Raw genomic sequence first — 22468 nt, 5'->3', positions numbered from 1 at the left:
CGACACTCGGGAGGGCACGATGGGTATACGTACGTGGATCGAGTCGTGGCCGGTCTACCGGCAAGTCAAGGAGCGCGACCCTTTAGGGCGCGCCGCCACGGCCAAATCCGCGCGTAGCGCCGAACTGCGGCCCCGCACCGCCACCGCGGACCGTGTTGTGAAGTCGGTGTGCCCGTTCTGCGCGGTGGGGTGCGCGCAGAACGTCTATGTGCGCGACGAAGAGGTCGTGCAGATCGAGGGCGATCCGGACTCCCCGATCAGCAGAGGGCGGTTGTGCCCCAAGGGATCAGCCAGCCTCCAGCTCACCACAGGTGAGTCACGCCGCCACACTGTGCTGTACCGGCCGGCGTACGGGCACGATTGGCAGGAGCTCGACCTGGACACCGCGATGGAGATGGTGGCCGACCGTGTCATCCGGACCCGCCGGGAAGAATGGCAGGACGAGCACGACGGCCTTCGCGTCGCGCGCACAATGGGGATCGCCAGTCTCGGTGGCGCCACCCTTGACAACGAAGAGAACTACCTGATCAAGAAACTGTTGACCGCGCTGGGCGTGGTGCAGGTCGAGAACCAGGCACGCGTCTGCCACAGCTCCACCGTCGCCGGCCTGGGCACGTCCTTCGGGCGTGGCGGCGCCACCACGCTCATGCAGGACCAGCAGCACGCCGACTGCATTGTCATCGAGGGGTCGAACTACGCCGAGGCGCACCCGGTCGGGTTCCAGTGGGTCATGGAGGCCAAGGCGCGCGGGGCCGCCGTCATCCACGTCGACCCGCGGTTCAGCCGCACCAGTGCCCTCTCCGACATGCACGTGCCGATCCGCGCGGGCACGGACATCGCCTTTCTCGGCGGCATCATCAACCACGTCATCTCCAACGAGAAGTACTTCTACGACTACCTGCGCACGTTCACCAACGCCGCGAGCATCGTCAGCGAGGACTTCCGGGACACCGAGGACCTCGACGGGTTGTTCTCCGGGTTCTCCGAGGACACACGGGCCTACGACACCACGATGTGGCGCTACGAGGGGGTGGATATCGCCCCGGCTTCCGGCAAGCGCGACCAGCACTACGAGGCCCGCGTCGAGGACGAGAGCGCGGTCCGCAACTCCGCGCGCCCCGAGAAGCACGGCTCCGGCGGCGCGGTGATCGGGGGAGATCCCCCGGAGGATCCGACGCTCACCCACCCCCGCTGTGTCTTCCAGATCCTCAAACGGCACTACGAGCGCTACACCCCGGAGATGGTCGAGGAGATCTGCGGCATTCCCCAGGACATGTTCCTCCGGGTGTGCGACTACCTGACCGAGAACTCCGGGCGCGACCGCACCAGCGTCTTCTGCTACGCGGTCGGCTGGACCCAGCACACCGTCGGCTCGCAGTACATCCGTGCCGCCTCGATCCTGCAGCTCCTGCTGGGCAACATCGGCCGGCCCGGCGGCGGTATCCAGGCGCTGCGCGGTCACGCCAGCATCCAGGGCTCCAGCGACGTTCCGACCCTGTTCGACCTCCTACCCGGCTACATCCCGATGCCACACGCCCACGAGGAGCAGACGCTGGACGACTTCGTCGTGGGCACCTCACCCCTCAGGGGGTTCTGGTCCAACATGAAGTCCTACACGGTAAGCCTGCTCAAGGCGTGGTGGGGCGACAAGGCGACCGAGGACAACGACTTCTGCTTCGACTACCTGCCGCGGCTCACCGGGTCGCACAGCACCTACGACACGGTCATGGAGCAGATGGCGGGAGTGTGCAAGGGCTACTTCCTCATGGGGGAGAACCCGGCCGTGGGGTCGGCCAACACCCGGGCCCAGCGCCTGGGCATGGCCAACCTCGACTGGCTGGTGGTGCGCGACTTCTCGCTCATCGAGAGCGCCACGTGGTGGAAGGACGGCCCGGAGATCGAGTCGGGCGAGTTGCGCACCGAGGACATCGGAACCGAGGTGTTCTTCTTCCCAGCCGCCTCACACACCGAGAAGTCCGGAACGTTCACCAACACCAACCGAACGTTGCAGTGGCACGACCGCGCCGTCCTGCCCAAGGGCGACGCCCGCAGCGACCTGTGGTTCATGTACCACCTCGGTCGGATCATCCGGGAGAAACTGGCCGGGTCCACCGACCCCGTCGACCGCCCCATACTCGACCTGACCTGGGACTACCCGTTGGAGGAGGGGGACGAGCCGGACGCCGGCGCGGTACTCGCCGAGATCAACGGCCACGACGCCGACGGCAACCACCTGAACCGCTACACCCAGTTGCGGGACGACGGCAGCACCAGATGCGGCTGCTGGATCTACTGCGGCGTGTACGCCGACGGCGTCAACCAGGCGGCGCGCCGTAAACCCGCCTCCGAGCAGGACTGGCTCTCCGCCGAGTGGGCCTGGTCCTGGCCGGACAACCGGCGCATCCTCTACAACAGGGCCTCCGCCGACGCCGACGGCAACCCGTGGAGCCCGCGCAAGGCGCTGGTGTGGTGGGACGCCGAGAACGGGCGCTGGACCGGGCACGACACACCCGACTTCGAGAAGGACAAGTCCCCGGGCTACCGGCCGCCGGAAGGAGCGGAGGGCGTCGACGCGCTGGGAGGGACTGACGCCTTCATCATGCAGGCCGACGGCAAGGGGTGGCTGTACGCGCCGGCGGGTCTCAACGACGGCCCGATGCCCACCCACTACGAGCCCCAAGACACGCCGTTCGCCAACCTGCTGTACCACCAGCAGCGCAATCCGACCCGGTTCGTTTACCCGCATGAGGCCAACCGTTACCACCCCGACGCGGAGACCCCCGGATCCCGGATCTTCCCCTACGTGGTGACGACCTACCGGCTCACCGAGCACTTCACCGCCGGGGGCATGAGCCGCTGGACGCCCTACCTCTCCGAGCTCCAACCGGAGTTCTTCTGCGAGGTGGGGCCCGAGCTCGCCGCTGAGCGGGGGTTGTCCCACGGCGACTGGGCCACCATCGTCACCGCACGCAACGCCATCGAGGCACGCGTGCTGATCACCGACCGGATGGCGCCGCTGCGGGTGCAGGGCCGCACCATCCACCAGATCGGACTGCCCTACCACTGGGGGCCCAACGGCTACTCCGCCGGGGACTCCGCCAACGAGCTGTTCCCGATCGTCCTCGACCCCAACGTACACATCCAGGAGGTCAAGGCAGTGACGGCCGACATCCGACCCGGCCGGCGCCCCCGCGGTGCCGACCGCAGCGGCCTGGTGCGTTCCTACCAGCAGAGCGCTGGCATCACCGAGCAGACCGGTACGGAGGTCTAGGAGATGGCCATCGACGAGGAGGCCGGCGGTCAACCCGGCACCGACCAGCCGCGCATGGGTTTCTTCACCGACACCAGCGTGTGTATCGGCTGCAAGGCGTGCGAGGTCGCCTGCAAGGAATGGAACATGATTCCCGAGGACGGCCTGGACTTCACCGCCATGTCGTTCGACAACAGCGGCGGGCTGGGAGCGGACACGTGGCGGCACGTGGCGTTTGTCGAGCAGCGGGAACCCCTGGGCTACCAGGAGACCGGGGTGGGGCGCCCCGAGGGAGAGCCGGTGGATCTGGGAATGCCCTCCTTCGAGCGCCCCGGGGACTCCACCGGCGCCGACGAGCGCGGCGAGTTCCGTTGGCTGATGTCCTCCGACGTGTGCAAGCACTGCACCAGTGCCGCCTGCCTGGACGTGTGCCCCACCGGCGCGCTCTTCCGCACCGAGTACGGGACGGTGGTGGTGCAGGAGGACATCTGCAACGGCTGCGGATACTGCGTGCCCGCCTGCCCCTATGGGGTGATCGATAAGCGAGCGGACGACGGCCGGGTATGGAAGTGCACCCTGTGCTACGACCGGCTCGGCGATGGCCTGGAGCCCGCGTGCGCCAAGGCGTGCCCGACCGACTCCATCCAGTTCGGCAACCTCGACGAGCTCCGTGAGCGGGCCAACGAGCGGGTGCGTGACCTGCACGACGCCGGAGTCTCCTCCGCGCGGCTGTACGGGGACGACCCGCAGGACGGCGTTGGTGGCGCGGGCGCGTTCTTCCTGCTGCTGGACGAGCCGGAGGTCTACGGCCTGCCCCCGGATCCGGTCGTGACCACCCGCGACCTGCCATCGATGTGGAGATACGCCGGCATCGCCGCCGCGACGCTGCTCGCCGGGGTGAGTGCGACGTTCCTGGGAAGGAGGAGGCGGTGAGCACCTCGGATGTGACCCCGCAGGGTGTTCAGGGCGAGCGCCCCGGGCGCGAAGCGGTGACCGGATCCGCCGCGGTGCTGGACGGCGACCGGCACCGCGCGCCCGAGCACGCGCGGAGCAGCGGTACGCAAGAGGTATCCGAAACCGAGTTCCGCTCCTACTACGGCCAGCCGATCCTCAACCAGATTGTCTGGGAGGGGCGGGACATCGCTGGCTACCTGTTCCTGGGCGGGCTGGCCGGCGCCTCATCGGGACTGGCCGCCGGAGCCGAGCTGACGGGCCGGCCGGACCTGGCCCGGCCGTTGAAGTACACCGCGCTGGGCGCCGTCTCCGGGTCCCTCGTGGCCCTGGTCCACGACCTCGGGCGTCCGGCCCGCTTCCTCAACATGCTGCGGGTGTTCCGGCCCACATCGCCGATGAACATGGGCTCGTGGCTGCTGGCCGGGTACGGGCCCATGGCCGGGGCGGCGGCGGTCACCGGAGCCACGGGCCTGTTCCCGCGCATCGGCCGGGCGGCGACGGTGGGTGCCGGTGTGGTGGGACCCGCGGTCGCCGCCTACACCGCGCCTCTCATCTGTGACACGGCCGTTCCGGCCTGGCACGAGGGGTACCGGGAGATGCCGTTCGTGTTCGTGGGGTCAGCGGCCGCGGCCTCCGGAGGGATGGGAATGCTAACCGCGCCCCTCGGCCAGGCCGCCCCCGCCCGACGAGCCGCCGTGTTCGGTTCCGCCCTGGAGACCGCGGCGGTGGCACGCATGGAACGCCGGCTGGGCATGGTTGCCGAGCCTTACCAGTCGGGCCGCGGGGGTGCGCTGATGCGCACGGCCAAGGCGCTGACCCTGGCCGGGGCCGCTGGCGCCCTCCTGAGTGGCCGCAGCCGGGTGCTCTCGGCCGCGAGCGGGGCCGCCCTGTTGGCGGGGTCGGCCTGCACGCGTTTCGGGATCTTCAAGGCCGGCGTGCAGTCGGCCGCGGACCCCAAGTACACGGTGGTCCCGCAACGCCAGCGGCTGCGCGAGAAGAACGGGGAGCAGGAGGAGGAAGGCGCAAACTGACAGGGCAGCCCTTGGCGGGGCGCCCTGCCCGTCCCCAACCAACAGCCAACCCGTTCTTCGGAGGGCGGCTACTCGAACAGGTCGGCACCTTCCCGGCCGGACGGATCCAGCATCAGCAGATCTTCGTGCAAGGAGTCGAGGTACCGCCCGGTCGGCTCGCCGTCCGGGCCTACCTCCTGCAGACACCACTCTGGAGTACCGTCGGGCGCATCGGGGTCTCCGCCCGCCGAGAGGTCGTAGAGCATGGTGAACGCAGTCTCGTAGGCAACCAATCGCGCAACCTTGGCGAGGTCGCCGCGATCCGCACCGCTGGCGAGGAGGCGATCGGCCGCCGGGAACCGCTCCAGCACACCTTCGTTCGCCCACTCGTCGATCAGGCGCGGCCAGATGTGCCGCACTGCCAGGAATCGGGCCAGCTGCGGAATGTCGTCCAGGAACTCGGACAGAGCCGCATCCTCCGGGTCGGGGCACCCGAGCTCGGCGAAGCGGTCCCGAAGAGCCGCCAACCGCGTTCGCTCTGTCTCTGTCATGGTTTCCACGGAATCGGGCCATGCGCGCCATTGTGATTCCGGTTTTCGCATTGCCGTATGGTGGCACAGAATCGGGCTTGCGTCAGGGGGCGCCCTTCGTGCCCGCCTCGCCCGCGTCGGGTTTCATGAGCGGGGGTGTCTACCGGTCGGCGGGGCGCGCTCGCGCGTCCGCACACCCTGTGAGATACCCAGCCGCCGCGCGACGGCTGGGTGGTGCGGTGACCAGCGGACGGCGGAAACTCAGTATTCGTTGCGCAGCTGTTCGGCGCCGGCCACCAGGGAACGGAGCTTGCCCAGGGCTGCCTTGCGCGGCAGGTACTTCATCCCGCAGTCGGGAGCCAGTACGAGATTCTCGGGCGCGACGTACCGCAGCGCCCTCTTGGCCCGGTCGACCACGGTCTGGGGGTCCTCCACGGCCGGGTCGGAGAGGTCCAGCACACCGAGGATGACGGTCTTGTCGGGCAGGCTCTCCAGGATCGAGCAGTCGAGGTTCGACTGCGCGGTCTCGATAGACACCTGGTCAACAGGGGCCTGCGCCAGCTCCGGGAGGAACGAGTAGGCCTCGGGGCGCTCGTGGATGATCGCGGCATAGCCGAAGCAGATGTGTACAGCGGTGGTGCCGGGCGCCCCCTGCAACGCCCGTGAGAGCACCTCCAGGCCGTACTCCTTGGCCTTTGGCGCGCGGGCCTGCATGTAGGGCTCGTCCAGTTGGACGATGTCGGCTCCCGCGGCGAACGTCTCGTGGATCTCCTCGTTGACCGCCGCGGCGTAGCCCAACGCCAGAGACCGCTCATCGGGGTAGTAGTCGTTCTGGGCCTGCTGGGCCATGGTGAACGGCCCCGGAATGGTGATCTTGATCGGCTGGTCGGTCCGCTCACGCAGAAAGGCGGTGTCGCGGGCCGCGATGGGCTGGCGGCGCCGTATGGGGCCGACTACGCGGGGAACCGGATTGGGTTCGCCACTACGGTCCAGCGCCATTCCCGGGTTGTCGATGTCGACACCGTCCAGGGCGGTGGCGAAGTGGTTCGAGTAGCTCTCCCGGCGCGCCTCCCCATCGGTGATGATGTCCAGTCCCGCCGAAAGCTGGGCCTGGACCGCCAGCGTGGTCGCGTCGTCGAGCGCCTCTTCGAGCAGTTCGTCCCCGACCCGCCACAGTTCCCGGGCACGCACCCGCGGCGGGAAGCGCTGGCCGAGCTTGGCGCGGTCGATCAGCCAGTGCGGCTGCGGATAGCTTCCGACGAGCGACGTGGGAAACAGCATCAGAGAAATCCTCGCGGTAGACAGGGTGGGTTCGGCGCACGGCCTTCATCGTGGCGTCAGACGCTCCGAGATCAGGGAGCTTTTCGACTAAGGACAATAAGGATCGGCAAAAATTCCCCTTTGCGGAAATCATTTCTGGTTTATGCGGGCCAGCCGGCGGAGCAGTACGGGGGTCCCGCGGAGTGCTGAAGCGCGTCCCGGGCCGTCATTTCACGCCGGGAATGATCATGCGTTTCCGGTCCACGAATGAGAGCACCGCAGCGGCGACGAGCGGGAGGATGGTGAGCTGCCACAGTCCCGCTTGGCCCCAGTCGCCGTGCGAGACGAGCCAGGCGAAGGTGCTTCCGGAGAACGCCGCCGCGACGTAGTAGGTCAGCATGAACAGGCCCTGCCCACGTCCCACGAGCTCCGGGCGGACGGAGCGCTGCATGGCTGTCGCGGTGTTGGTGAACAGGGAACCGCTCGCGAACGCTCCCATGAGGAACGCCAGCACGTACTGGCCGATGGTCGCCGTGACAACGTTGTAAATGAGATAGGCGATCACCGAGATGATGAGGAACGTGCACACGAGCAGCCACTTCTGGTTGATCTTGTCGCCGAGCCAGCCCGCCACCAGGGCCAGCATGGCGCCAATGCCCAGCAGTGAGACCGCCAGCGCGGCTTGGCCGCTTTCGAACGCCAACTGCTCGCGGAGGTAAGTGGGATACAGCCCGGTGAAACCGTAGAAGATCATCCCACTGGAGGCCGCGCCGAACCCGAAGAGCACGATGTTGCGGTTGTACGGGCTCGCGGGGACATGGCCGAAGTCCCGGGTCGCGGCCGATTCCTCGATGTCCCGCTTGACCTCGGACATGCGGCGCGAGACGAGAGTCATGATGAGCACTGCCATTACCAGGCCCAGGGAACCGAAAAGGAAGAACGGCGCCTTCCAGGTGTCGAAGTTCTCCGCGAACGGGACACCGACCATCGGTCCCAGGAACAGGCCGCCGCCAAACGCGACGCCGATGAAGCCGGCCGCGAACGCCCTGCGGTGGAAGAAGAACGATCCGACGATCGCGTACAGCGCTGTCCCCTGCACCCCCTCCCCCACACCGGAGATGATGCGGTAGACCGCCATGTCCGCCACGTGGTACGAGAGCGGAATCGCGGCGGTACCCAGGGAGTAGACGAGCACGCTGACGATGATGACCGTCTTGCGTGAGTACCGGTCGACGACAAAACCCGCGAGGAAACCGGCTACGCCGAGCCCGAGCGTGAACCCGGTCGCCAGGAAACCGTCCTGCGCCAGCGTGAATCCCAGATCATCACCGATGTCGGGAAGCAGTGGATAGAAAAGCTGGCGATCCATGGCGTTGAGCATCCATGACGCGCAGAGAACCGTGAATCCGACCACGACGGCGACCGGGTGCACACCCCGGTGCGACGTTGAGGAGGATGGTTTCTCCTGGTCATCCTGATTCCTGGTGAACGCCACGTCCGCTCCTTCGAGTGGGTTGCCGCAGCGGAACAAGGAGCGGGTGTTGCGGGCCGCAGCGCGCGGCAGATGCTCCCTCGGTTCCACTCACCGGACCGGTTCGCGGGGGCGCCCGGTCCCGGCGCGGGGGTGAATGATGGTCGCCTTCGTACGGTTCATCGCGGACGTTCAACGTGTCCGCACTACGGTCATCTGTCCGAAAGTAAGTTTTGAGCGGCGCCCCAGAGTGTGTCAAGTCTCGTTTCGACATAGCGGCCGTGGCCCGGGCCGCCTCGCACGAACGACTGCGGTCGCCGGGCGGCCCATGCGAGTGATGCCAGCCGGGTACGACTGGACAGCAACGAACCGCTAACTTCCAGGCGATTCAGGAAACTGCAGCGATGGCGGCCGCAGGGAGACGGCCGTTCTCCAGCGGACGATCCGCCGTTTCGCACCGGACTGCGCATGGCCGCCACCCCATACGGACGATTGTCCGCACTTCGTACAACCCTTCTCCGGCCGCGCGGCCGGGACGGGCGACCGCGGCGCGTCGTCCCAACGTCCGCGCACTGTCCCGTGCTCCCGCCGTCCCCGCGGTGTCCCCGGACGCGGCGTTCGCCCGGGGACACCGGTCATGAGGGAGGCATCTCCTGGGGATGGGTTGCCAGTGGTTCGATCGAGATGTCCATCCACGTCCACATGGGAAGCGAGGTCAGGGCGGTGTGCAGCTCAGTCGCGTCCGCCGCCTCGTAGAGCCCGATCGCCGCGTTCCGCCCCGGTACCCGCCACAGGCGCCGGAGGATGCCCGCCTCCCGCAGTTCCTGCGCCCGTTGGCGCTCCTCGGCACGGAGCTGTCGCTGGACGTGTTCGGGGGTGTCGCGGGGCAGGTTGTTCTCTGACCGGACCAGGAACTCCACGGGACTCTCCTATGTGCGCGGGGGGCGTGGGGCGCCGCTGTTGTCGGCGATCTGGAGAAGTGTCCGGGCCAGCTCGGCCGGTGCGGTGACCATGGCTTCGTGGCCGGTCGCGAGCTCGGCAGTAGGCCACCCGCGGGCCGCCGCACGGCGGGCCTGGGGAGCGAACACACCCATCCAGTCGGTGCACTCGACGAACACCGCGGCAACCCGGTCGTCTCCGGTCAACCGGAGCGGTTCGGTGTAGGTCAGCCACGGATGCGGGGTCAGCCGCGGAGTCAGCCAGGCCAGATCGGCCTCGTCCGCGACCCCCAGCACGGTGAGTGAACGCACGGGAATGAGCCAGCCGAATCCCGGGCCGCCGACCGACTCCCGGTAGTGGCCGGCGACAGTCTCGGGCAGCAGGTCGATCGCTGCCTCGCCGTCCTCGCCGACGAACGCGTCCAGGTACACGCGTGTCGCGAGGCGCTCGGGTATGCGGTCGGCCACCCCGGTGACGACCTGTCCCGCGTAGCTGTGGCCGACCAGAACGACGTCCCGGAGATCGTGGGCCTCGATGTGGGCGACGACATCCTGGATGTGCGTGCTCAACCCGACCTGCGGGTGGAGCGTGTGCGCGCGGTCGCTCAGCCCGGTGAGGGTCGGTGCGTGGGCCTCGTGACCGGCGGCACGCAACCGGGACACGACCCGTTGCCACGCCCAACCGCCATGCCAGGCACCATGGATCAGGACGAATGTACTCATACGCGCGGGTCTCCCTCGTCGGCTACGACATCATCGACGGTAGAGAGCCCCTCTCCCGTGCTGAAGCGCGCAATGACGGAGCCGGGGCCGGCATGGGTCCCGCGCGGGCTACGTCATTTGTCGCTGTGCTCTCCGCGCGGACGCCCGCCGGCGCGGGGAGTCCGGGCGAACACCGGGTTGCCGGCGGACGGGAACGCCAGAGCGGCCGGGACAGCGCGGAGACTTCGTGTTGCCCGTCAGCCGTGAGCGGCTAAGCCCTGTTTTTCGAACCAAGTGGCCGTCTGGGTCGGGGGCCGCCGGGGTTCTGGAGGGTCCGTAGGTGGGGCGTCCGTGTGGGCGAGGAACGAGCCCGTGTTGCCGGCACACCGGAGGTGCCCGAAGGTTCCCGGCCACCCAGGCGCCCGACCCGGCGAGCGCCAGCGAGCCCAGAGAACAGGTCGGGCGCCGCCGGGGTTCTGGAGGGCCCGGAGGTGGGGCGCCCGCGAGTGGCGAAGCCGACCGGGGCGCCACACCGGAGGTGCCCGAAGGTTCCCGGCCTCCAGGCACCCGACCCGGCGAGCGCCAGCGAGCCCAGAGAACAGGTCGGGGGCCGCCGGGGTTCTGGAGGGTCCGTAGGTGGGGCGTCCGTGTGGGCGAGGAACGAGCCCGTGTTGCCGGCACACCGGAGGTGCCCGAAGGTTCCCGGCCACCCAGGCGCCCGACCCGGCGAGCGCCAGCGAGCCCAAAAAACACTACCTAATGCTGCTCGCCCGCGCCCTCGTTGGTGACCAGGCCCTGCCGCACCGCGACAAGGGCCGCCTGCGTACGCGACGTTAGTTGCAACTTGTGCAGCACATTGCTGACGTGCGTACGAGCGGTCCGTTCACTGATCACGAGGTTGCTGGCGATCTCCTGGTTGGACAGGCCCTTGGCGACCAGCGCCAGGACATTGCGTTCCCGCAGGGTGAGCGCGTTCAGTCCGGTGGAGGGGCTCACCATCTCCTGGGTGAGCTTCCGCGCGATGGCGGGATGCAGGAACACGTCACCGCGTGCGGCGGTCCTGATCGCGGCCACCACATCGGGGGGTTCGGCGTCCTTCAACAGGTATCCCGCGGCTCCGGCGGCAAGGGCGGCGTGAATGCGCTCCATCTCGCCGAAGCTGGTCAGAACCACGACCCGTACGTCCGGGTAGAGGCCGGCGATCTCCTTCGTCGTCGCCACGCCGTCGAGCTTGGGCATGAGGAGATCCAGCAGGACGACCGCGGGCAGCTCCCGGTGCGCGGCCATGAGGCGCAGCCGGTCGAGCGCCTCCTCGCCGTTGGCCGCCTCGGCGGCTACCTCCAGGTCCTCCTGGACCTCCAGGTATGAGCGGATTCCGCGCCGAACAACGGCGTGGTCGTCGACAATGAGGACCCTGATGTGTGCCTCCCGGTCACCGCTCACGGCGTCGGTTCTCCAGCCAGCCGGTGGCTCTCGCCGAACGGGTCCTCCGCCATCCCTGGCGCTCCGGGGAGCGCCAGCGGCACATCGGCTCGCACCCGTGTTCCCCGGAGTGAACGCAGCTGGACCGTCAGCTCGCCACCCCAGCGTTCGGCTCGTTCGCGCATCGTGGTCAACCCGTACCCTTCGCCGCGTTCGGAGGACCCGGTGCCGATCCCGCACCCGTCGTCGGCGACGATGACGACCAGCCGGTGCCCGGTCACCCCCGCGTGCACGGACACGGTGTGCGCCTCGGCGTGCTTGACCACGTTGTGGATGGCCTCGGCGATCATGCGGTACATGTCCTCGACGAGGTCACCGGTCACCTCGTCGAGCCCCTCGCCGAAATCGACGTCGAGGTGGAGCCCGGTCCGCTTCTCGGTACTCTCGGCGAGCGCGGTAACCGCTTCCTCCAGGCCCAGTTGGGCGGAGGACGACGGCCGCAGCTCGTGCACCATGGCGCGCAGGTCGGCGAGTACGGCGCTCGACAGCACGCCGACCTCGTCGGCGATGCGGCACACAGTCTCGGCGGGAGCGGCGACTCCCCTCTCCCCGAGCACCCCGATCGACTTCGCCTGCATACTGATGGAGAACACCTGCTGCACGATCGAATCGTGCAGGTCACGCGCCAGACGCTGCCGCTCCTCCCGCCGGGCGTGCTCGCGCTCGCGCAACACCAGCGCCGCGTAGTCGACCGCGACCGCCGCCTGTTCGGCCATGGCGAGCAGAAACTCCTCCGAGCGGCGCCCGATCGTCTGCCCCGGGCGGAAGAAGGCGTTGAGCACCCCTTGGACCTGACCGCGGATCTTGAGGGGGACGCTGGCGAACCAGTTCCATTCCGGATCGCTGAGGTACTCGTTCAACGGCTGCCACGCGGGGTCGTCGCGGATCGCCAACCAACGGTCGGGGACGATGACCGTCTCCCCGCTCTCGTAGGCCTCGACCGTGCACAGCCGTGCACCGCGATCGCGGCATTCCATGAGGCGGTCGAAGAAGTCGGACCAGTGGGGGAACCCGGCCGAGCCCATGATTCTGAGACCGCTGTTGTCGTCGAGTGTCAGGATCTGCACCCCTGCCAGGGCGTCCGTTCGCACGACCTCACTCGCCAAGGCGTCGAGCGTCGCGGTGAGCGACCCGGCCGAGGCGAGTTTCACCGAGCTCCGGGCGATGGCGGCCACGCGGCGCTGCCGGTGCCGCTGGTCGGTGACATCCCGGAAACCGACCACCGTGAACCCGGAGACGGGCAGGGCACGGTAGGCGAACTCCCGTGGCGGCTCTCCGGGCGGCTGCCAGAGAGCCACCTGCTCCTTGGAACCGTCGTCCAGCAGGCCGAGATCGTTGAGTACGACGTCCTGAAGCAGGTGGAACGGGGCAGGCGTCCCGACCAGCTCTTCCTCGCTTCGGCCGCACAGTACGGCGCCGGCCCGGTTCACCTGGAGAAAATGCCCGCTCGCGGCCACGACCGCCAGCCCATCGGGGGCGTCGAGGGCAAGCGCGGACCAGTCAAGGGGACGAGGCTCGGATATGACCGAAGGGTTGCTTCCGACAGACATGCGATCCTCACCAACCACATCCACGCCGGTACACGCGATGTCACCGAGTTTTCGTTTCGCTCGTCGCGACACCAGAATGCACGTTCCTTCCCCGCCCGTCATCCCCCCAAGTCGCCCATAAAGCGCCAGAGGGTCCGGACATACGTCATTTGTCGCGGTTCCACTGCGACCCGACGCCGCGCGGGAATCGTCATCCGCAGGAAGTAGCGGCCGCGGGCCCGTGCCTACGCTGGCAGCCACTGATCCCCAAGCCCGAGCCCAAGGACAATGTCTGAATCGCCACCACTGAAGCGCGCCCCGACGCGGGGAGGCGCGGCCAGGCTCGCTCCGACGCGGGATCCGCGGCGCGGAGAACGTGCGGCGGAGGGGTCCCGCAGGCAGCGGCCTGGCAACGGGGCTTCCAGATGGGTCCTGCCCACGGCCGGGGTCGTGCTGTCCATCGTACTGTTCGAACTGTTCGCGCGTTCCGGAGTCGTCGACGACCGCTTCCTCCCGCCGGCTTCGGCCATGCTGGGTGCGTTCGCCGAGCAGGTCCTGGACGGCGGTCTCTGGCAACCGGTCGGCCAGACCCTCCAGGGGTGGGCCCTGGGACTCGGCCTCGCCACGGCGGCCGCGCTGCCGCTCGGGATTCTCATCGGCTCGGTGTACCTGCTGTTCCGGGCCACGCGGTCGGTGGTGGAGTTCCTCCGCCCGGTGCCGTCCGTGGCCCTCATCCCGCTGGCCGTGCTCCTGTTCGGGGCCGGTCTGGAGAGCAAGGTCTTCCTGGCCGCGTTCGCGGCCACCTGGCCGATCCTGCTGCAGACGCTCTACGGCGTGCGGGACGTCGACCCCGTGGCGGTGGAGACGGCCCGGTCCTTCGGCGTCGGCGCGCCGCGGCGGCTGCTCCGTGTCACGCTGCCGAGCGCTCTGCCCTACATCGCGACCGGGGTGCGCATCTCCTCCTCGGTGGCGCTGATCCTGGCGGTGACCGCCGAACTCGTCCTGGGCACAGCCGGCCTCGGACAGGAGATCAACATCGCGCGGCAGAGCGGCAGAGTCGAGCTGATGTACGGCCTGATCATCGCGACCGGGCTGATCGGCTGGGGCATCAACGTCCTCATGACCTCCGTGGAACGCCGCCTGCTGCACTGGCACCCCGCACAGAGGGAGGCGAACCGGTCATGAACCCGGCCCGACTGAAGCGCGTGACCGGTGGCGGGCTGGAGATCGGCGTGCCGCTGGCCCTGCTGGTGCTCTGGGCGGTCCTGACCGGCAGGGAGACCTCGTTCTTCTTCCCGCCCCTACTGGACATCATCCGGACGTTCCAGGAGACCTGGCTCTTCGCCCGTGTCGGCAGCGACGTTGTTCCGAGTCTCACCCGGCTCTTCGCCGGGTACGCGATCGCGGTCCTCGCGGGAATCGCGATCGGTATGGCTCTTGGGTCCTCGCACATGTTGCGCCGCATGGCCGACCCTGTTGTGCAGTTCCTCCGGGCCATCCCGCCACCGGTGCTGATTCCCGCGGGGATACTGATCCTCGGTGTCGGCTCCACGATGAAGATCGCCCTGATCGCGTTCGTCTGTTTCTGGCCGATCCTGCTGAACACGATCGACGGCGTGGACGGTGTCGACCCCACACAGCGGGAAACCGCGCGCAGTTTCCAGATTCCGCGGCGTGACCGCCTCTTCCGTGTGGTCCTGCCGTCCGCTGCCCCCCAGATCTTCGCCGGCGCCCGGGTGAGCCTGGCCCTGGCGGTGATCATGATGGTCGTTTCGGAGATGGTGGCCAGCACCAACGGAATCGGCTACTTCGTCCTGCAGTCCCAGCGGACCTACGCCATCACCCAAATGTGGTCCGGGATTCTGCTGCTCGCCCTACTCGGTTTCACCCTCAACCTCGTCTTCCTCCTCGTGGAACGCCGTGTGCTGCGGTGGCACCGCGGCGCACGCGGTGGCGCGACATAACCGCTAAGGAAACCAGCATGCTCCGAGTCGAATCCCTCAGGAAGGTCTACGAGGAGGGAACCCGCAACGCCGTCGAGGCCGTGGCCGAGGTCTCCGCCACCGTCGAGGAACAGGAGTTCGTGTCGATCGTCGGCCCTTCCGGTGCGGGAAAGACGACCCTGCTCAAGTGCGTCGCGGGCCTCCTCCCGTACTCATCGGGCTCGGTTTACCTGGACGACGAGCTCGTCACGGAACCGCCGAAGAAGATGGCCCTGGTTTTCCAGGACTACTCCCGGTCCCTCTATCCCTGGATGACGGTCAGGGAGAACGTCGCGTTCCCGCTGAAACCGCGCGGGCTCGACCGGTCGGCGATGCGGACGCTGGTCGGGGAGACACTCCAGAGCGTCGGTCTGGACGGCGCGGGGGCGAAGTACCCGTGGCAGCTCTCCGGGGGAATGCAGCAACGCGTGGCCATCGCGCGAGCGCTCGCGTACCAGCCCGAGATCCTCCTGATGGACGAACCGTTCGCGTCAGTGGACGCCCAAACCCGCGCCGACCTGGAAGATCTCGTCCTGGACGTCCGCGACCAGTACGGGGTCACCGTCCTGTTCGTGACCCACGACATCGACGAGGCGGTGTACCTCAGCGACCGCGTCGTCGTGCTCACGTCCGCGCCGACCCGGGTCGCCGAGATCGTGGACGTCGGCCTGCCCCGCCCCCGCGACCAGGTCGGGACCAAGGAACGGCCCGACTTCGCGCGCCTGCGCGGCTACGTCTGGCGATCGATCCGGCGACCGGACCAGACGGCCAGCACACCCGCCTGACACCCGGCTCCGCCATCCGCACCCCAGACAGCCGCACCCCAGCATTCGTCCCCCAACATTCGTCTCCCCCAGGAGAGCAGATGAGACACCGTGCCATGCGTGAACTAGTACGCCCGACAACAGCGATCGTCGCGGCCACCGCCCTCGCCGCGACCGCCTGTGGCGGCGGCTCCGGCGACGCCGACGGCGGTGAGCGGGTCACCATCAACATCGGAACACTGCCCATCGCGAACGCGGCTCCCATGTACATGGGCATGGAGGAGGGCTTCTTCGAGGAGGAAGGGCTGGAGGTCGAGCCCACGGTTCTGCAGGGGGGCAACGAGATCGTCACCGGACTGGTCTCGGGCGACTACGACTTCGGCTTCGTCGGCTACATCTCCGCCGGTGTGGCCGTGAGCCAGGGGCTCCCCGTCTGCGTGGTGACGGCCAACGACGCCACGGGCACCTCGGAGGAGGACGACTGGCAGGTCCTCGTCGCCGATTCCGACGCGGGTATCGACGGTCCGGAGGACCTCGACGGCGCGACCATCGGCGTCAACGCCCTCGGCGGGAACGCGGAGGTCCTCATCAAGGCCGCGTTGGACCAGGAAGGGCTCGACCCCAACTCGGTGGAGCTGATCGAGGTCCCCTTCCCGGAGGTACCGGGGGCGTTGTCCGAGGGGCGCATCGACGCGGGCTACACCTCGGAGCCCTTCATCACCACCGTCCTGGACGAGGGAGGCGAGGTCGCGTGGGCACCGCAGGCCGCGCTGGCCCCCGAGTACCCCAACGGCAACTACACCACCGGCGAGCAGTACATGCAGGAGAACGCCGACGTGGTCGAGCGTTTCACCCGGGCGATGGACCGGTCGGTGGAGTACGCGCGGGACAACGAGGACGCGGTGCGCGCGAGCATTCCGGAGTTCACCGAGATCCCCGAGGAGATGGCCGAGCGCATGAGGCTCCCCGTGTTCACCTCCGAGATCGACGAACCGGCCGTCCAGGAGCAGATGGAGTTCACGGCCGAGTACGACGTCACTGACTCGGCACCGAGCACGGACGAACTGCTCTGCCAGTGACAGCACAGGGAGGACCACCATGCGGGTCGCCGAAGCCGTCGCGCGGGAACTGGCGCGGTTGGGAATCGACCAGGTCTTCGGGGTGGTTGGCAGCGGCAACTTCCACGTGACCAACGCGCTCGTCGCCGCGGGAGCCCGGTTCGTCGCCACCCGGCACGAGGCCGGCGCGGCGACCATGGCGGACGCCCACGCGCGCACTACGGGTGCGGTGGCGGCCGTGACCGTCCACCAGGGGTGCGGCCTGACCAACGCCCTGACCGCCATCACGGAGGCCGCGAAGAGCCGGACGCCGCTCCTGGTGCTCAGCGCGGACACGGCGGCCTCGGACCTGCTGTCCAATTTCCACATCGACCAGCCGGCCGTGCTGAACGGGTTGGGTGTCGCAACGGAGTCGATCACCTCGCCCGCGACCGCCGTGCGCGACGCGACCCGCGCCTTTCGCCGCGCCGCGGTGGACCGGCGCACGGTGGTGCTCAACCTGCCGCTGGACATCCAGGAGGCGCCCGTTCCCCTGTCCGCGGTTCCACCGGTGCCGCCGCCGGCGCGCTCGCCGGCCCGACCGGAGCCGGCGGCCGTTGCGAGCCTCGCCGAGCTGCTGCGCACGGCCCGGAGCCCGGTGTTCGTCGCCGGGCGCGGGGCTCGGCTGGCCGGCGCCGCCGGCGTGTTGTCCGATCTCGCGGAGCACAGCGGTGCGTTGCTCGCCACGTCGGCCGTGGCCCGGGGCATGTTCGCGGACCACCCTTGGTCGATCGACGTCGCGGGAGGGTTCGCCTCCCCACTGACGGCCGACCTTCTGCGCGAGGCGGATCTCGTCGTCGCCTGGGGCGCGTCGTTGAACTCCTGGACGCTGCGCAATGGGGAGCTCCTCTCCCCCGACGCCTCGGTGGTGCAGATCGACGACGACACCGAGGCTCTCGCCGTGCACACCCGGGTGGACCTCGCCCTGCTCGGCGATGTCGGCGCGACCGCGCGGGCGGCCCTGGAGGAGGTGCGGGAAAGACCCCGGTGCGAGCCGTCCTGGCGGACCCCCGACCTCCGGGAGAGCATCGCCCAACGGTGCCGGTGGCGGGACGTCCCCTTCACCGACACCAGCACCGAGGACACGATCGACCCGCGCACCCTCACGATCGCCCTGGACGACGTGCTGCCGAGGGAACGCGTCGTGGCCCCGGACGGAGGCAACTTCAACGGATATCCCGCGATGTTCCTCGGGGTCCCGGACGCGCGCGGCTTCTGTCTGACGCTGGCGTTCGCGTCCATCGGGCTGGGGGTGGCGACCGCGATCGGGGCCGGACTGGCCTCCCCCGGCCGGGTCGCCGTCGCCGGTGTGGGCGACGGCGGTTTCATGATGAGCCACGTCGAGCTCAACACCGCCGTGCGTATGGAGGTGCCCCTGATCGTCGTCGTGTACAACGACCACGCCTACGGGGCCGAGGTCCACCACTTCGCACCGCACGGGTACGCGACGGACATCGTGGAGTTCCCGGAGACCGACATAGCCCGAATCGCCCGCGGGCACGGGTGCGAGGCCGTCACCGTGCGCACGCTCGCCGACCTGAAGGAGGTCGAGAGGTGGGTGGACGGTTCCCGGCGGGCCCCGCTGGTGATCGACGCGCGCATCACCTCGTTCCCTTCCTGGCTGATCGACCACGCCTTCGCCGCCGACGCGGGCCCCTGAGCCCGCGGGGACAGGGGATCCCCCTTGTTCCTACGCGGCAGGGCAGCACCACGCGCCACACGGTGGTGGGGCACCCGGATTCTCCGGGTGCCCCACCATCGGGCGCGCCGGGCGTGGCTCGGGTCCCGGCCCGTGCCGGCTTTACCGCATGGACGTACGCCACCCCGGCTTGTAGTTCTCCCGGGCGGGGGCGGAGTACGGCGCGGGGCTCACCACGGCCCGCACCGCGAACTGTTCGTGCGGCTGGACGGTGGGCTTCCGGGAGCCGCCGCCGGGCTCCCCCCAGATCACCTGCACCTCGGCGCCGAGGGGCACGTAGGGGTCGACCGTCGCGAGGGACAGTGCTGCGCGTTCGTTCGCGCTGTACCCCGTGAACAGGGACAGGCCGACCTGGTTGCCCTCGGCGTCGACGACGGTGTCGAAGTTGGAGGACCCGTAGTTGGCGTTCGGCAGGTCGAAGAACTGGTATCCGGGGCCCTGCGGGTCGACCGGGGAACCCAGGAGCTTGGCGACGTCCGCCTGGTTCCACGCGAGCGTGACCTTGCGCCGCTGGGCCTCGGGGTCGACCGCCTCCAGCGCGTCGCGTCCGACGAAGTCGTGGTCGAACTTCACGAACGGGCCGTAGCCGAGTTCCCACGGGTTGAGGTAGTAGTCGGTGATTTCCCCGGAGACGTAGCTGCCGGCCAGTGCGTTCACGGCCTCGTAGCTGTCGGCGCCGAGCCACTCGCGGTAGGGGCGCAGCTCCTCACTGGTGTAGACGGCGGGCAGCGGGGAGGGGATCCATCCCGACTCCAGGGTGTTGCAGGAGTAGGCGCGGGCCCCGGCCGCTTCGAGGCCGAACTCCCGCCCCGCCTCGAGGATCGCCTCGCGGGTCTTCTCGTAGGTCTCGTAGGGTCCCCAGAGTTCGAGTCCCGGGGCTCCGGCCATGCCGTGGCGAAGGGTCCGTACCTGCTGCCCGGCCACGTTGAGGCGGCCCATCCGGAAGAACGGGATCTGTTCGACAGGCCCGCCGTTGACCTTCTCGATCACCTCCCACGCGGCTGGCCCCTGGATCTGGAAGCGCCACAGGTCCCGGTGCACGGCCTTGCCGTAGGGGCGCGAGGGGGAACGCTCGTCGCGGTGGATGTCGACGTTGTAGCCGGAGCTCCCCCTGAAGGTGAGCCAGTTCGCCACCGGGGCCCGTCCGCAGAAGACGAACTCCTCCTCGGCGAGGCGGAAGAGGATGCCGTCGCCGATCACCCCGCCCTCGGGCGAGACCGGAATGAACTGTTTCGCCGAGTCCACCGGGAACTTGGCGGTGCTGTTGATCCCGGTGTCGGTGAGCAGCCGCAGCGCGTCCGGGCCGGAGACGAACAGGTTGACCATGTGGTGCGTCTGGTCGAACAACACCGCGGTCCTGCGCCAGGCGACCACCTCGCGGCGCCAGTTGGTGAACTCGGCGGGCACGACGGGATAGATGAAGGCACCGAGCTGGGAGTTGCGGAGGAGCTCCACCGTACTGGAGGACTCGTCCAACAGTTCCTGGAGGTTGTTCGCCATGGGAAGCTGTTCCTTTCAGAGGCCGTGTTCGTCTGCGGTTACGTACTGGACGCCCAGCTCGGCGAGCTTCGCGCGCACCCGTAGCGGGCGGGACCGGGCTCGCCCGCGCGGGACGCCTCCCGGGAGGCGCGCTTCCTGCCGAGGCGTTGCCGTGCGCTCCGCAGGGCGCGTTCGGCGTCGGGTCGGGGCGGGCCGGTGACGATGTCGCCTCTCACGCCAACACCTCCGTGACCTGCGGATAGAACCGCACGTAGGCCTCTCCCTTGGTGTCGTGCACAAGGCCGAGGTTGGGCCCGGCGTTCCGCTGGAGCTGGACCCCGCGGCGCTTGGCGAGATCCGTGTAGTAGTCCCACATGTGCTGCTGCGCCGGAAGGCACTCCATGGCCGCCCGTTTGGTCTCGAACACCGGTGTGATGTCGAGCAGGACGTTGGGTTTGAAGTCGCACTGTTCCGGCTGGTGCGGCTCGAAGAAGTACACCTGGGGAGCCCCGATGGGGTCACCGGGTGCGTCGTAGCCGACGGCCTGGGCGAGCACCCTGGCGTCCAGGGCCATCCGGGCCGCGGTGGGATGGTCCTGGTTGTAGGGGTCCGCCAGGGGGTGGGTCAGCACGACAGAGGGGCGTACCTCGCGGTAGACCCGCACGATCCGGTCGGTGAGTTCGTCGGTCCGGCTCAGTGGGTAATCGCCCGCGTCCAGGAACGCGATCTCGGCTCCCAGCACCGCCGCCGCTTTCGTGGCCTCCGCCCGACGCAATTCCTTGATCTCGTCCAGTTGCCGGCCTTCGCGCCAGGCTTTCGCGGACTCGCCCCGCTCCCCGAAACTGAGGCACAGAACTTTCACACGCTCGCCGCGGGAGGCCGCCAGGGCGATGGCTCCGGCGGCACGCCAGACGAAATCGCCCGCGTGGGCACTGATTACGAGCAGCCGATTCGATTCCATGGACGCTGGCCCCCTCGAAGCGTGCGGCTTTCCTGAATGACCGTAGGCACCTCCCCGCACCCTCCGTGAGGTCTCCGCGACCGGTCTCTCCTACGTCATTCGACCTATCCGCCCCCGGGGCACCCCGCCTTCGGACATTTTCGGGTGCCCGGCACGCGTCCCAGCGGTGCCGGAGAAAACGGCGCCCTCCCGGATCGCGGATTTCCGGGGTTGGCGGTTCCGCCGCGCGGAATCCGTCATTTGTCCCGGCCATGTCCGTCGCGATGCCGGACGAAGCGGGCTCGGGTACTCCGGTCTACTCGGGGTGAGCGTGGATGCCGGGATTTCCGCTCCCGACGGGTGAACGCACTGCGGGTGCGGGCGCCTCCGGGCCGGGATCCGCGGCGTGCATATCCACACCCGCAACGAGCTGCGCCGCGCCGAGAGCTGGCGGCGTCAGCTACCGGCCTCGGCGATCCAGGGCGGATGATGGAGATGAGCCAGCAGAACCAACGCCACGACCTCGGCCGGCTGGTCGTCCGCGGGGCCGACCGTCCGGGGATCGTGGCCAGCGTGTCGAGCGCGCTCGCCGAACAGGGCGCCAACATCGTCTCGCTCGACCAGCACTCCAGCGATCCGGCGGGCGGTCGTTTCTTCCAACGCACCGAGTTCCACCTTCCCGACCTCTCCCTCCGTTTCGGCGAACTGGAGGAGGCGCTGACGCAGCGGTTGGGAACGGAGCAGGAACTGGAGTTCGAGCTCATCGAGGCAAAACGCAACAAACGCGCCGCGGTGTTCGTGTCCAGGAAGGACCACTGCCTTCTCGATCTCCTTTGGCGGCAGCGGCGCGGTGAACTCGCCATGACCATCGCCATGGTGGTGTCGAACCACCCGGAGCTCGGCGACGCGGTCCGGGGATTCGGCATTCCCTTCTTTTGTGTCCCCGTCGAGAAGGGTAGAAAAGACGCTGCGGAGAAGGACCAGATGAACCTCCTCAAAGGCAATGTCGACCTGCTCGTCCTGGCCCGCTACATGCAGATCCTCTCCGGTGGCTTCCTCGACGAACTGGGTGTCCCCGTGATCAATATCCACCATTCGTTCCTTCCGGCATTCACCGGAGCCGGTCCGTACGAGCGGGCGAAGGAGCGCGGTGTGAAACTGATAGGCGCGACGTCGCACTACGTGACCGAGGATCTCGACGAGGGGCCGATCATCGAACAGGACGTCATTCGCGCCTCCCACCGTGATTCGGTCGAGGACCTGCAACGCAGGGGAGCCGACGTCGAGCGGATCGTGTTGTCCCGTGCCGTCGCCTGGCACTGCGACGACCGGGTCGTTCGGAACGGCTCCACCACCGTCGTCTTCGAGGGCCCGAGGTGAA

Annotated in this window: 18 protein-coding genes; 9 read left to right on the top strand and 9 right to left on the bottom strand. The window is 68.7% G+C overall.

From position 1 onward, the window contains the following. The first annotated feature begins 19 nt into the window (after positions 1 to 19). Genes fdh through nrfD form a run of 3 tightly spaced genes read left to right on the top strand, consistent with a single transcriptional unit; the run spans position 20 to position 5235 of the window. Positions 20 to 3271, top strand: a complete 3252-nt coding sequence (gene fdh, locus F4561_RS10085) for a formate dehydrogenase (RefSeq protein WP_184577147.1) — start codon at positions 20 to 22, stop codon at positions 3269 to 3271. Between the two features lie 3 nt (positions 3272 to 3274). Then, the gene (locus tag F4561_RS10080; RefSeq protein ID WP_184577143.1) at positions 3275 to 4183 is read left to right on the top strand and encodes a 4Fe-4S dicluster domain-containing protein; all 909 of its coding nucleotides are present in this window, start codon (positions 3275 to 3277) and stop codon (positions 4181 to 4183) included. After that, positions 4180 to 5235 carry an NrfD/PsrC family molybdoenzyme membrane anchor subunit gene (nrfD, locus tag F4561_RS10075; RefSeq protein WP_184577140.1) on the top strand — a complete coding sequence of 352 codons (1056 nt, stop codon included), beginning with the start codon at positions 4180 to 4182 and terminating at the stop codon, positions 5233 to 5235. Before F4561_RS10080 ends, nrfD begins: the two co-directional genes overlap by 4 nt. 68 nt (positions 5236 to 5303) lie before the next feature. Here nrfD and F4561_RS10070 read toward each other — a convergent pair whose 3' ends face one another. From F4561_RS10070 to F4561_RS10040, 7 genes are all read right to left on the bottom strand, one after another. Beyond that, positions 5304 to 5765: a hypothetical protein gene (locus tag F4561_RS10070; protein WP_221445435.1), complete on the bottom strand. Its 462-nt coding sequence runs from the start codon at positions 5763 to 5765 to the stop codon at positions 5304 to 5306. 240 nt (positions 5766 to 6005) lie between these two features. Then, positions 6006 to 7025, bottom strand: coding sequence for a uroporphyrinogen decarboxylase family protein (locus F4561_RS10065; RefSeq protein ID WP_184577137.1), 1020 nt, complete (start codon positions 7023 to 7025; stop codon positions 6006 to 6008). Between the two features lie 205 nt (positions 7026 to 7230). Continuing rightward, a complete protein-coding gene (locus F4561_RS10060; RefSeq protein WP_221445434.1) occupies positions 7231 to 8499 on the bottom strand; it encodes an MFS transporter in 1269 nt (422 codons plus the stop codon). 611 nt (positions 8500 to 9110) lie between these two features. After that, positions 9111 to 9395: a muconolactone Delta-isomerase gene (locus F4561_RS10055; RefSeq protein WP_184577134.1), complete on the bottom strand. Its 285-nt coding sequence runs from the start codon at positions 9393 to 9395 to the stop codon at positions 9111 to 9113. Between the two features lie 9 nt (positions 9396 to 9404). After that, entirely contained in the window at positions 9405 to 10136 is a 732-nt protein-coding gene (locus tag F4561_RS10050) for an alpha/beta fold hydrolase (RefSeq protein WP_184577131.1), read from the bottom strand. 735 nt (positions 10137 to 10871) lie between these two features. Further along, positions 10872 to 11558, bottom strand: a complete 687-nt coding sequence (locus F4561_RS33665) for a response regulator (RefSeq protein WP_184577128.1) — start codon at positions 11556 to 11558, stop codon at positions 10872 to 10874. Continuing rightward, on the bottom strand, positions 11555 to 13147 hold the full coding sequence (locus F4561_RS10040) for a sensor histidine kinase (protein ID WP_184577125.1): 1593 nt from the start codon (positions 13145 to 13147) through the stop codon (positions 11555 to 11557). Before F4561_RS10040 ends, F4561_RS33665 begins: the two co-directional genes overlap by 4 nt. Positions 13148 to 13576: 429 nt before the next feature. Here F4561_RS10040 and F4561_RS10035 point away from each other — a divergent pair, with 429 nt between their 5' ends. The 5 genes from F4561_RS10035 (at position 13577) to F4561_RS10015 (ending at position 18629) form a co-directional block, all read left to right on the top strand. Further along, a complete protein-coding gene (locus F4561_RS10035) occupies positions 13577 to 14311 on the top strand; it encodes an ABC transporter permease (protein ID WP_312885208.1) in 735 nt (244 codons plus the stop codon). Next, positions 14308 to 15090 (top strand): ABC transporter permease, encoded by a 783-nt coding sequence (locus F4561_RS10030; RefSeq protein WP_184577119.1) that lies wholly within the window; start codon positions 14308 to 14310, stop codon positions 15088 to 15090. The genes F4561_RS10035 and F4561_RS10030 overlap by 4 nt, the downstream gene beginning before the upstream one ends. Positions 15091 to 15107: 17 nt before the next feature. Next, on the top strand, positions 15108 to 15893 hold the full coding sequence (locus F4561_RS10025) for an ABC transporter ATP-binding protein (protein WP_184577116.1): 786 nt from the start codon (positions 15108 to 15110) through the stop codon (positions 15891 to 15893). A 95-nt stretch (positions 15894 to 15988) separates the two neighbouring features. After that, on the top strand, positions 15989 to 16951 hold the full coding sequence (locus tag F4561_RS10020) for an ABC transporter substrate-binding protein (RefSeq protein ID WP_184577113.1): 963 nt from the start codon (positions 15989 to 15991) through the stop codon (positions 16949 to 16951). Between the two features lie 19 nt (positions 16952 to 16970). Then, positions 16971 to 18629 carry a thiamine pyrophosphate-binding protein gene (locus F4561_RS10015; protein WP_184577111.1) on the top strand — a complete coding sequence of 553 codons (1659 nt, stop codon included), beginning with the start codon at positions 16971 to 16973 and terminating at the stop codon, positions 18627 to 18629. Between the two features lie 141 nt (positions 18630 to 18770). On the opposite strand, the gene ligM is transcribed toward F4561_RS10015, so the two are convergent. Together ligM and F4561_RS10005 are read right to left on the bottom strand one after the other, a co-directional pair. After that, complete coding sequence (ligM, locus tag F4561_RS10010; protein ID WP_184577106.1) at positions 18771 to 20168, bottom strand: vanillate/3-O-methylgallate O-demethylase; 1398 nt, start codon at positions 20166 to 20168, stop codon at positions 18771 to 18773. 211 nt (positions 20169 to 20379) lie between these two features. Beyond that, positions 20380 to 21108, bottom strand: a complete 729-nt coding sequence (locus tag F4561_RS10005; RefSeq protein WP_184577103.1) for a PIG-L deacetylase family protein — start codon at positions 21106 to 21108, stop codon at positions 20380 to 20382. 474 nt (positions 21109 to 21582) lie between these two features. Here F4561_RS10005 and purU point away from each other — a divergent pair, with 474 nt between their 5' ends. After that, entirely contained in the window at positions 21583 to 22467 is an 885-nt protein-coding gene (gene purU / locus F4561_RS10000) for a formyltetrahydrofolate deformylase (RefSeq protein WP_184577096.1), read from the top strand. The last annotated feature ends 1 nt before the right edge of the window (position 22468 follow it).

The organism is Lipingzhangella halophila (assembly GCF_014203805.1).
GTDB classification, from domain to species: domain Bacteria; phylum Actinomycetota; class Actinomycetes; order Streptosporangiales; family Streptosporangiaceae; genus Lipingzhangella; species Lipingzhangella halophila.
The sequence above is the reverse complement of the archived record's forward strand: the minus strand, read 5'-3'. Positions and strand labels throughout refer to the sequence as shown.

What these genes read in the sequence shown, in the direction of transcription:
- F4561_RS10020 (WP_184577113.1), top strand. Translation starts at nt 15,989, where the DNA reads ATGCGTGAACTAGTACGCCCGACAACAGCGATCGTCGCGGCCACCGCC.
- fdh (WP_184577147.1), top strand. Translation starts at nt 20, where the DNA reads ATGGGTATACGTACGTGGATCGAGTCGTGGCCGGTCTACCGGCAAGTC.
- F4561_RS10080 (WP_184577143.1), top strand. Translation starts at nt 3,275, where the DNA reads ATGGCCATCGACGAGGAGGCCGGCGGTCAACCCGGCACCGACCAGCCG.
- purU (WP_184577096.1), top strand. Translation starts at nt 21,583, where the DNA reads ATGAGCCAGCAGAACCAACGCCACGACCTCGGCCGGCTGGTCGTCCGC.
- F4561_RS10025 (WP_184577116.1), top strand. Translation starts at nt 15,108, where the DNA reads ATGCTCCGAGTCGAATCCCTCAGGAAGGTCTACGAGGAGGGAACCCGC.
- F4561_RS10050 (WP_184577131.1), bottom strand. Translation starts at nt 10,136, where the DNA reads ATGAGTACATTCGTCCTGATCCATGGTGCCTGGCATGGCGGTTGGGCG.
- F4561_RS10065 (WP_184577137.1), bottom strand. Translation starts at nt 7,025, where the DNA reads ATGCTGTTTCCCACGTCGCTCGTCGGAAGCTATCCGCAGCCGCACTGG.
- F4561_RS10015 (WP_184577111.1), top strand. Translation starts at nt 16,971, where the DNA reads ATGCGGGTCGCCGAAGCCGTCGCGCGGGAACTGGCGCGGTTGGGAATC.
- ligM (WP_184577106.1), bottom strand. Translation starts at nt 20,168, where the DNA reads ATGGCGAACAACCTCCAGGAACTGTTGGACGAGTCCTCCAGTACGGTG.
- F4561_RS10030 (WP_184577119.1), top strand. Translation starts at nt 14,308, where the DNA reads ATGAACCCGGCCCGACTGAAGCGCGTGACCGGTGGCGGGCTGGAGATC.
- F4561_RS10040 (WP_184577125.1), bottom strand. Translation starts at nt 13,147, where the DNA reads ATGTCTGTCGGAAGCAACCCTTCGGTCATATCCGAGCCTCGTCCCCTT.
- F4561_RS10070 (WP_221445435.1), bottom strand. Translation starts at nt 5,765, where the DNA reads ATGACAGAGACAGAGCGAACGCGGTTGGCGGCTCTTCGGGACCGCTTC.
- F4561_RS10005 (WP_184577103.1), bottom strand. Translation starts at nt 21,108, where the DNA reads ATGGAATCGAATCGGCTGCTCGTAATCAGTGCCCACGCGGGCGATTTC.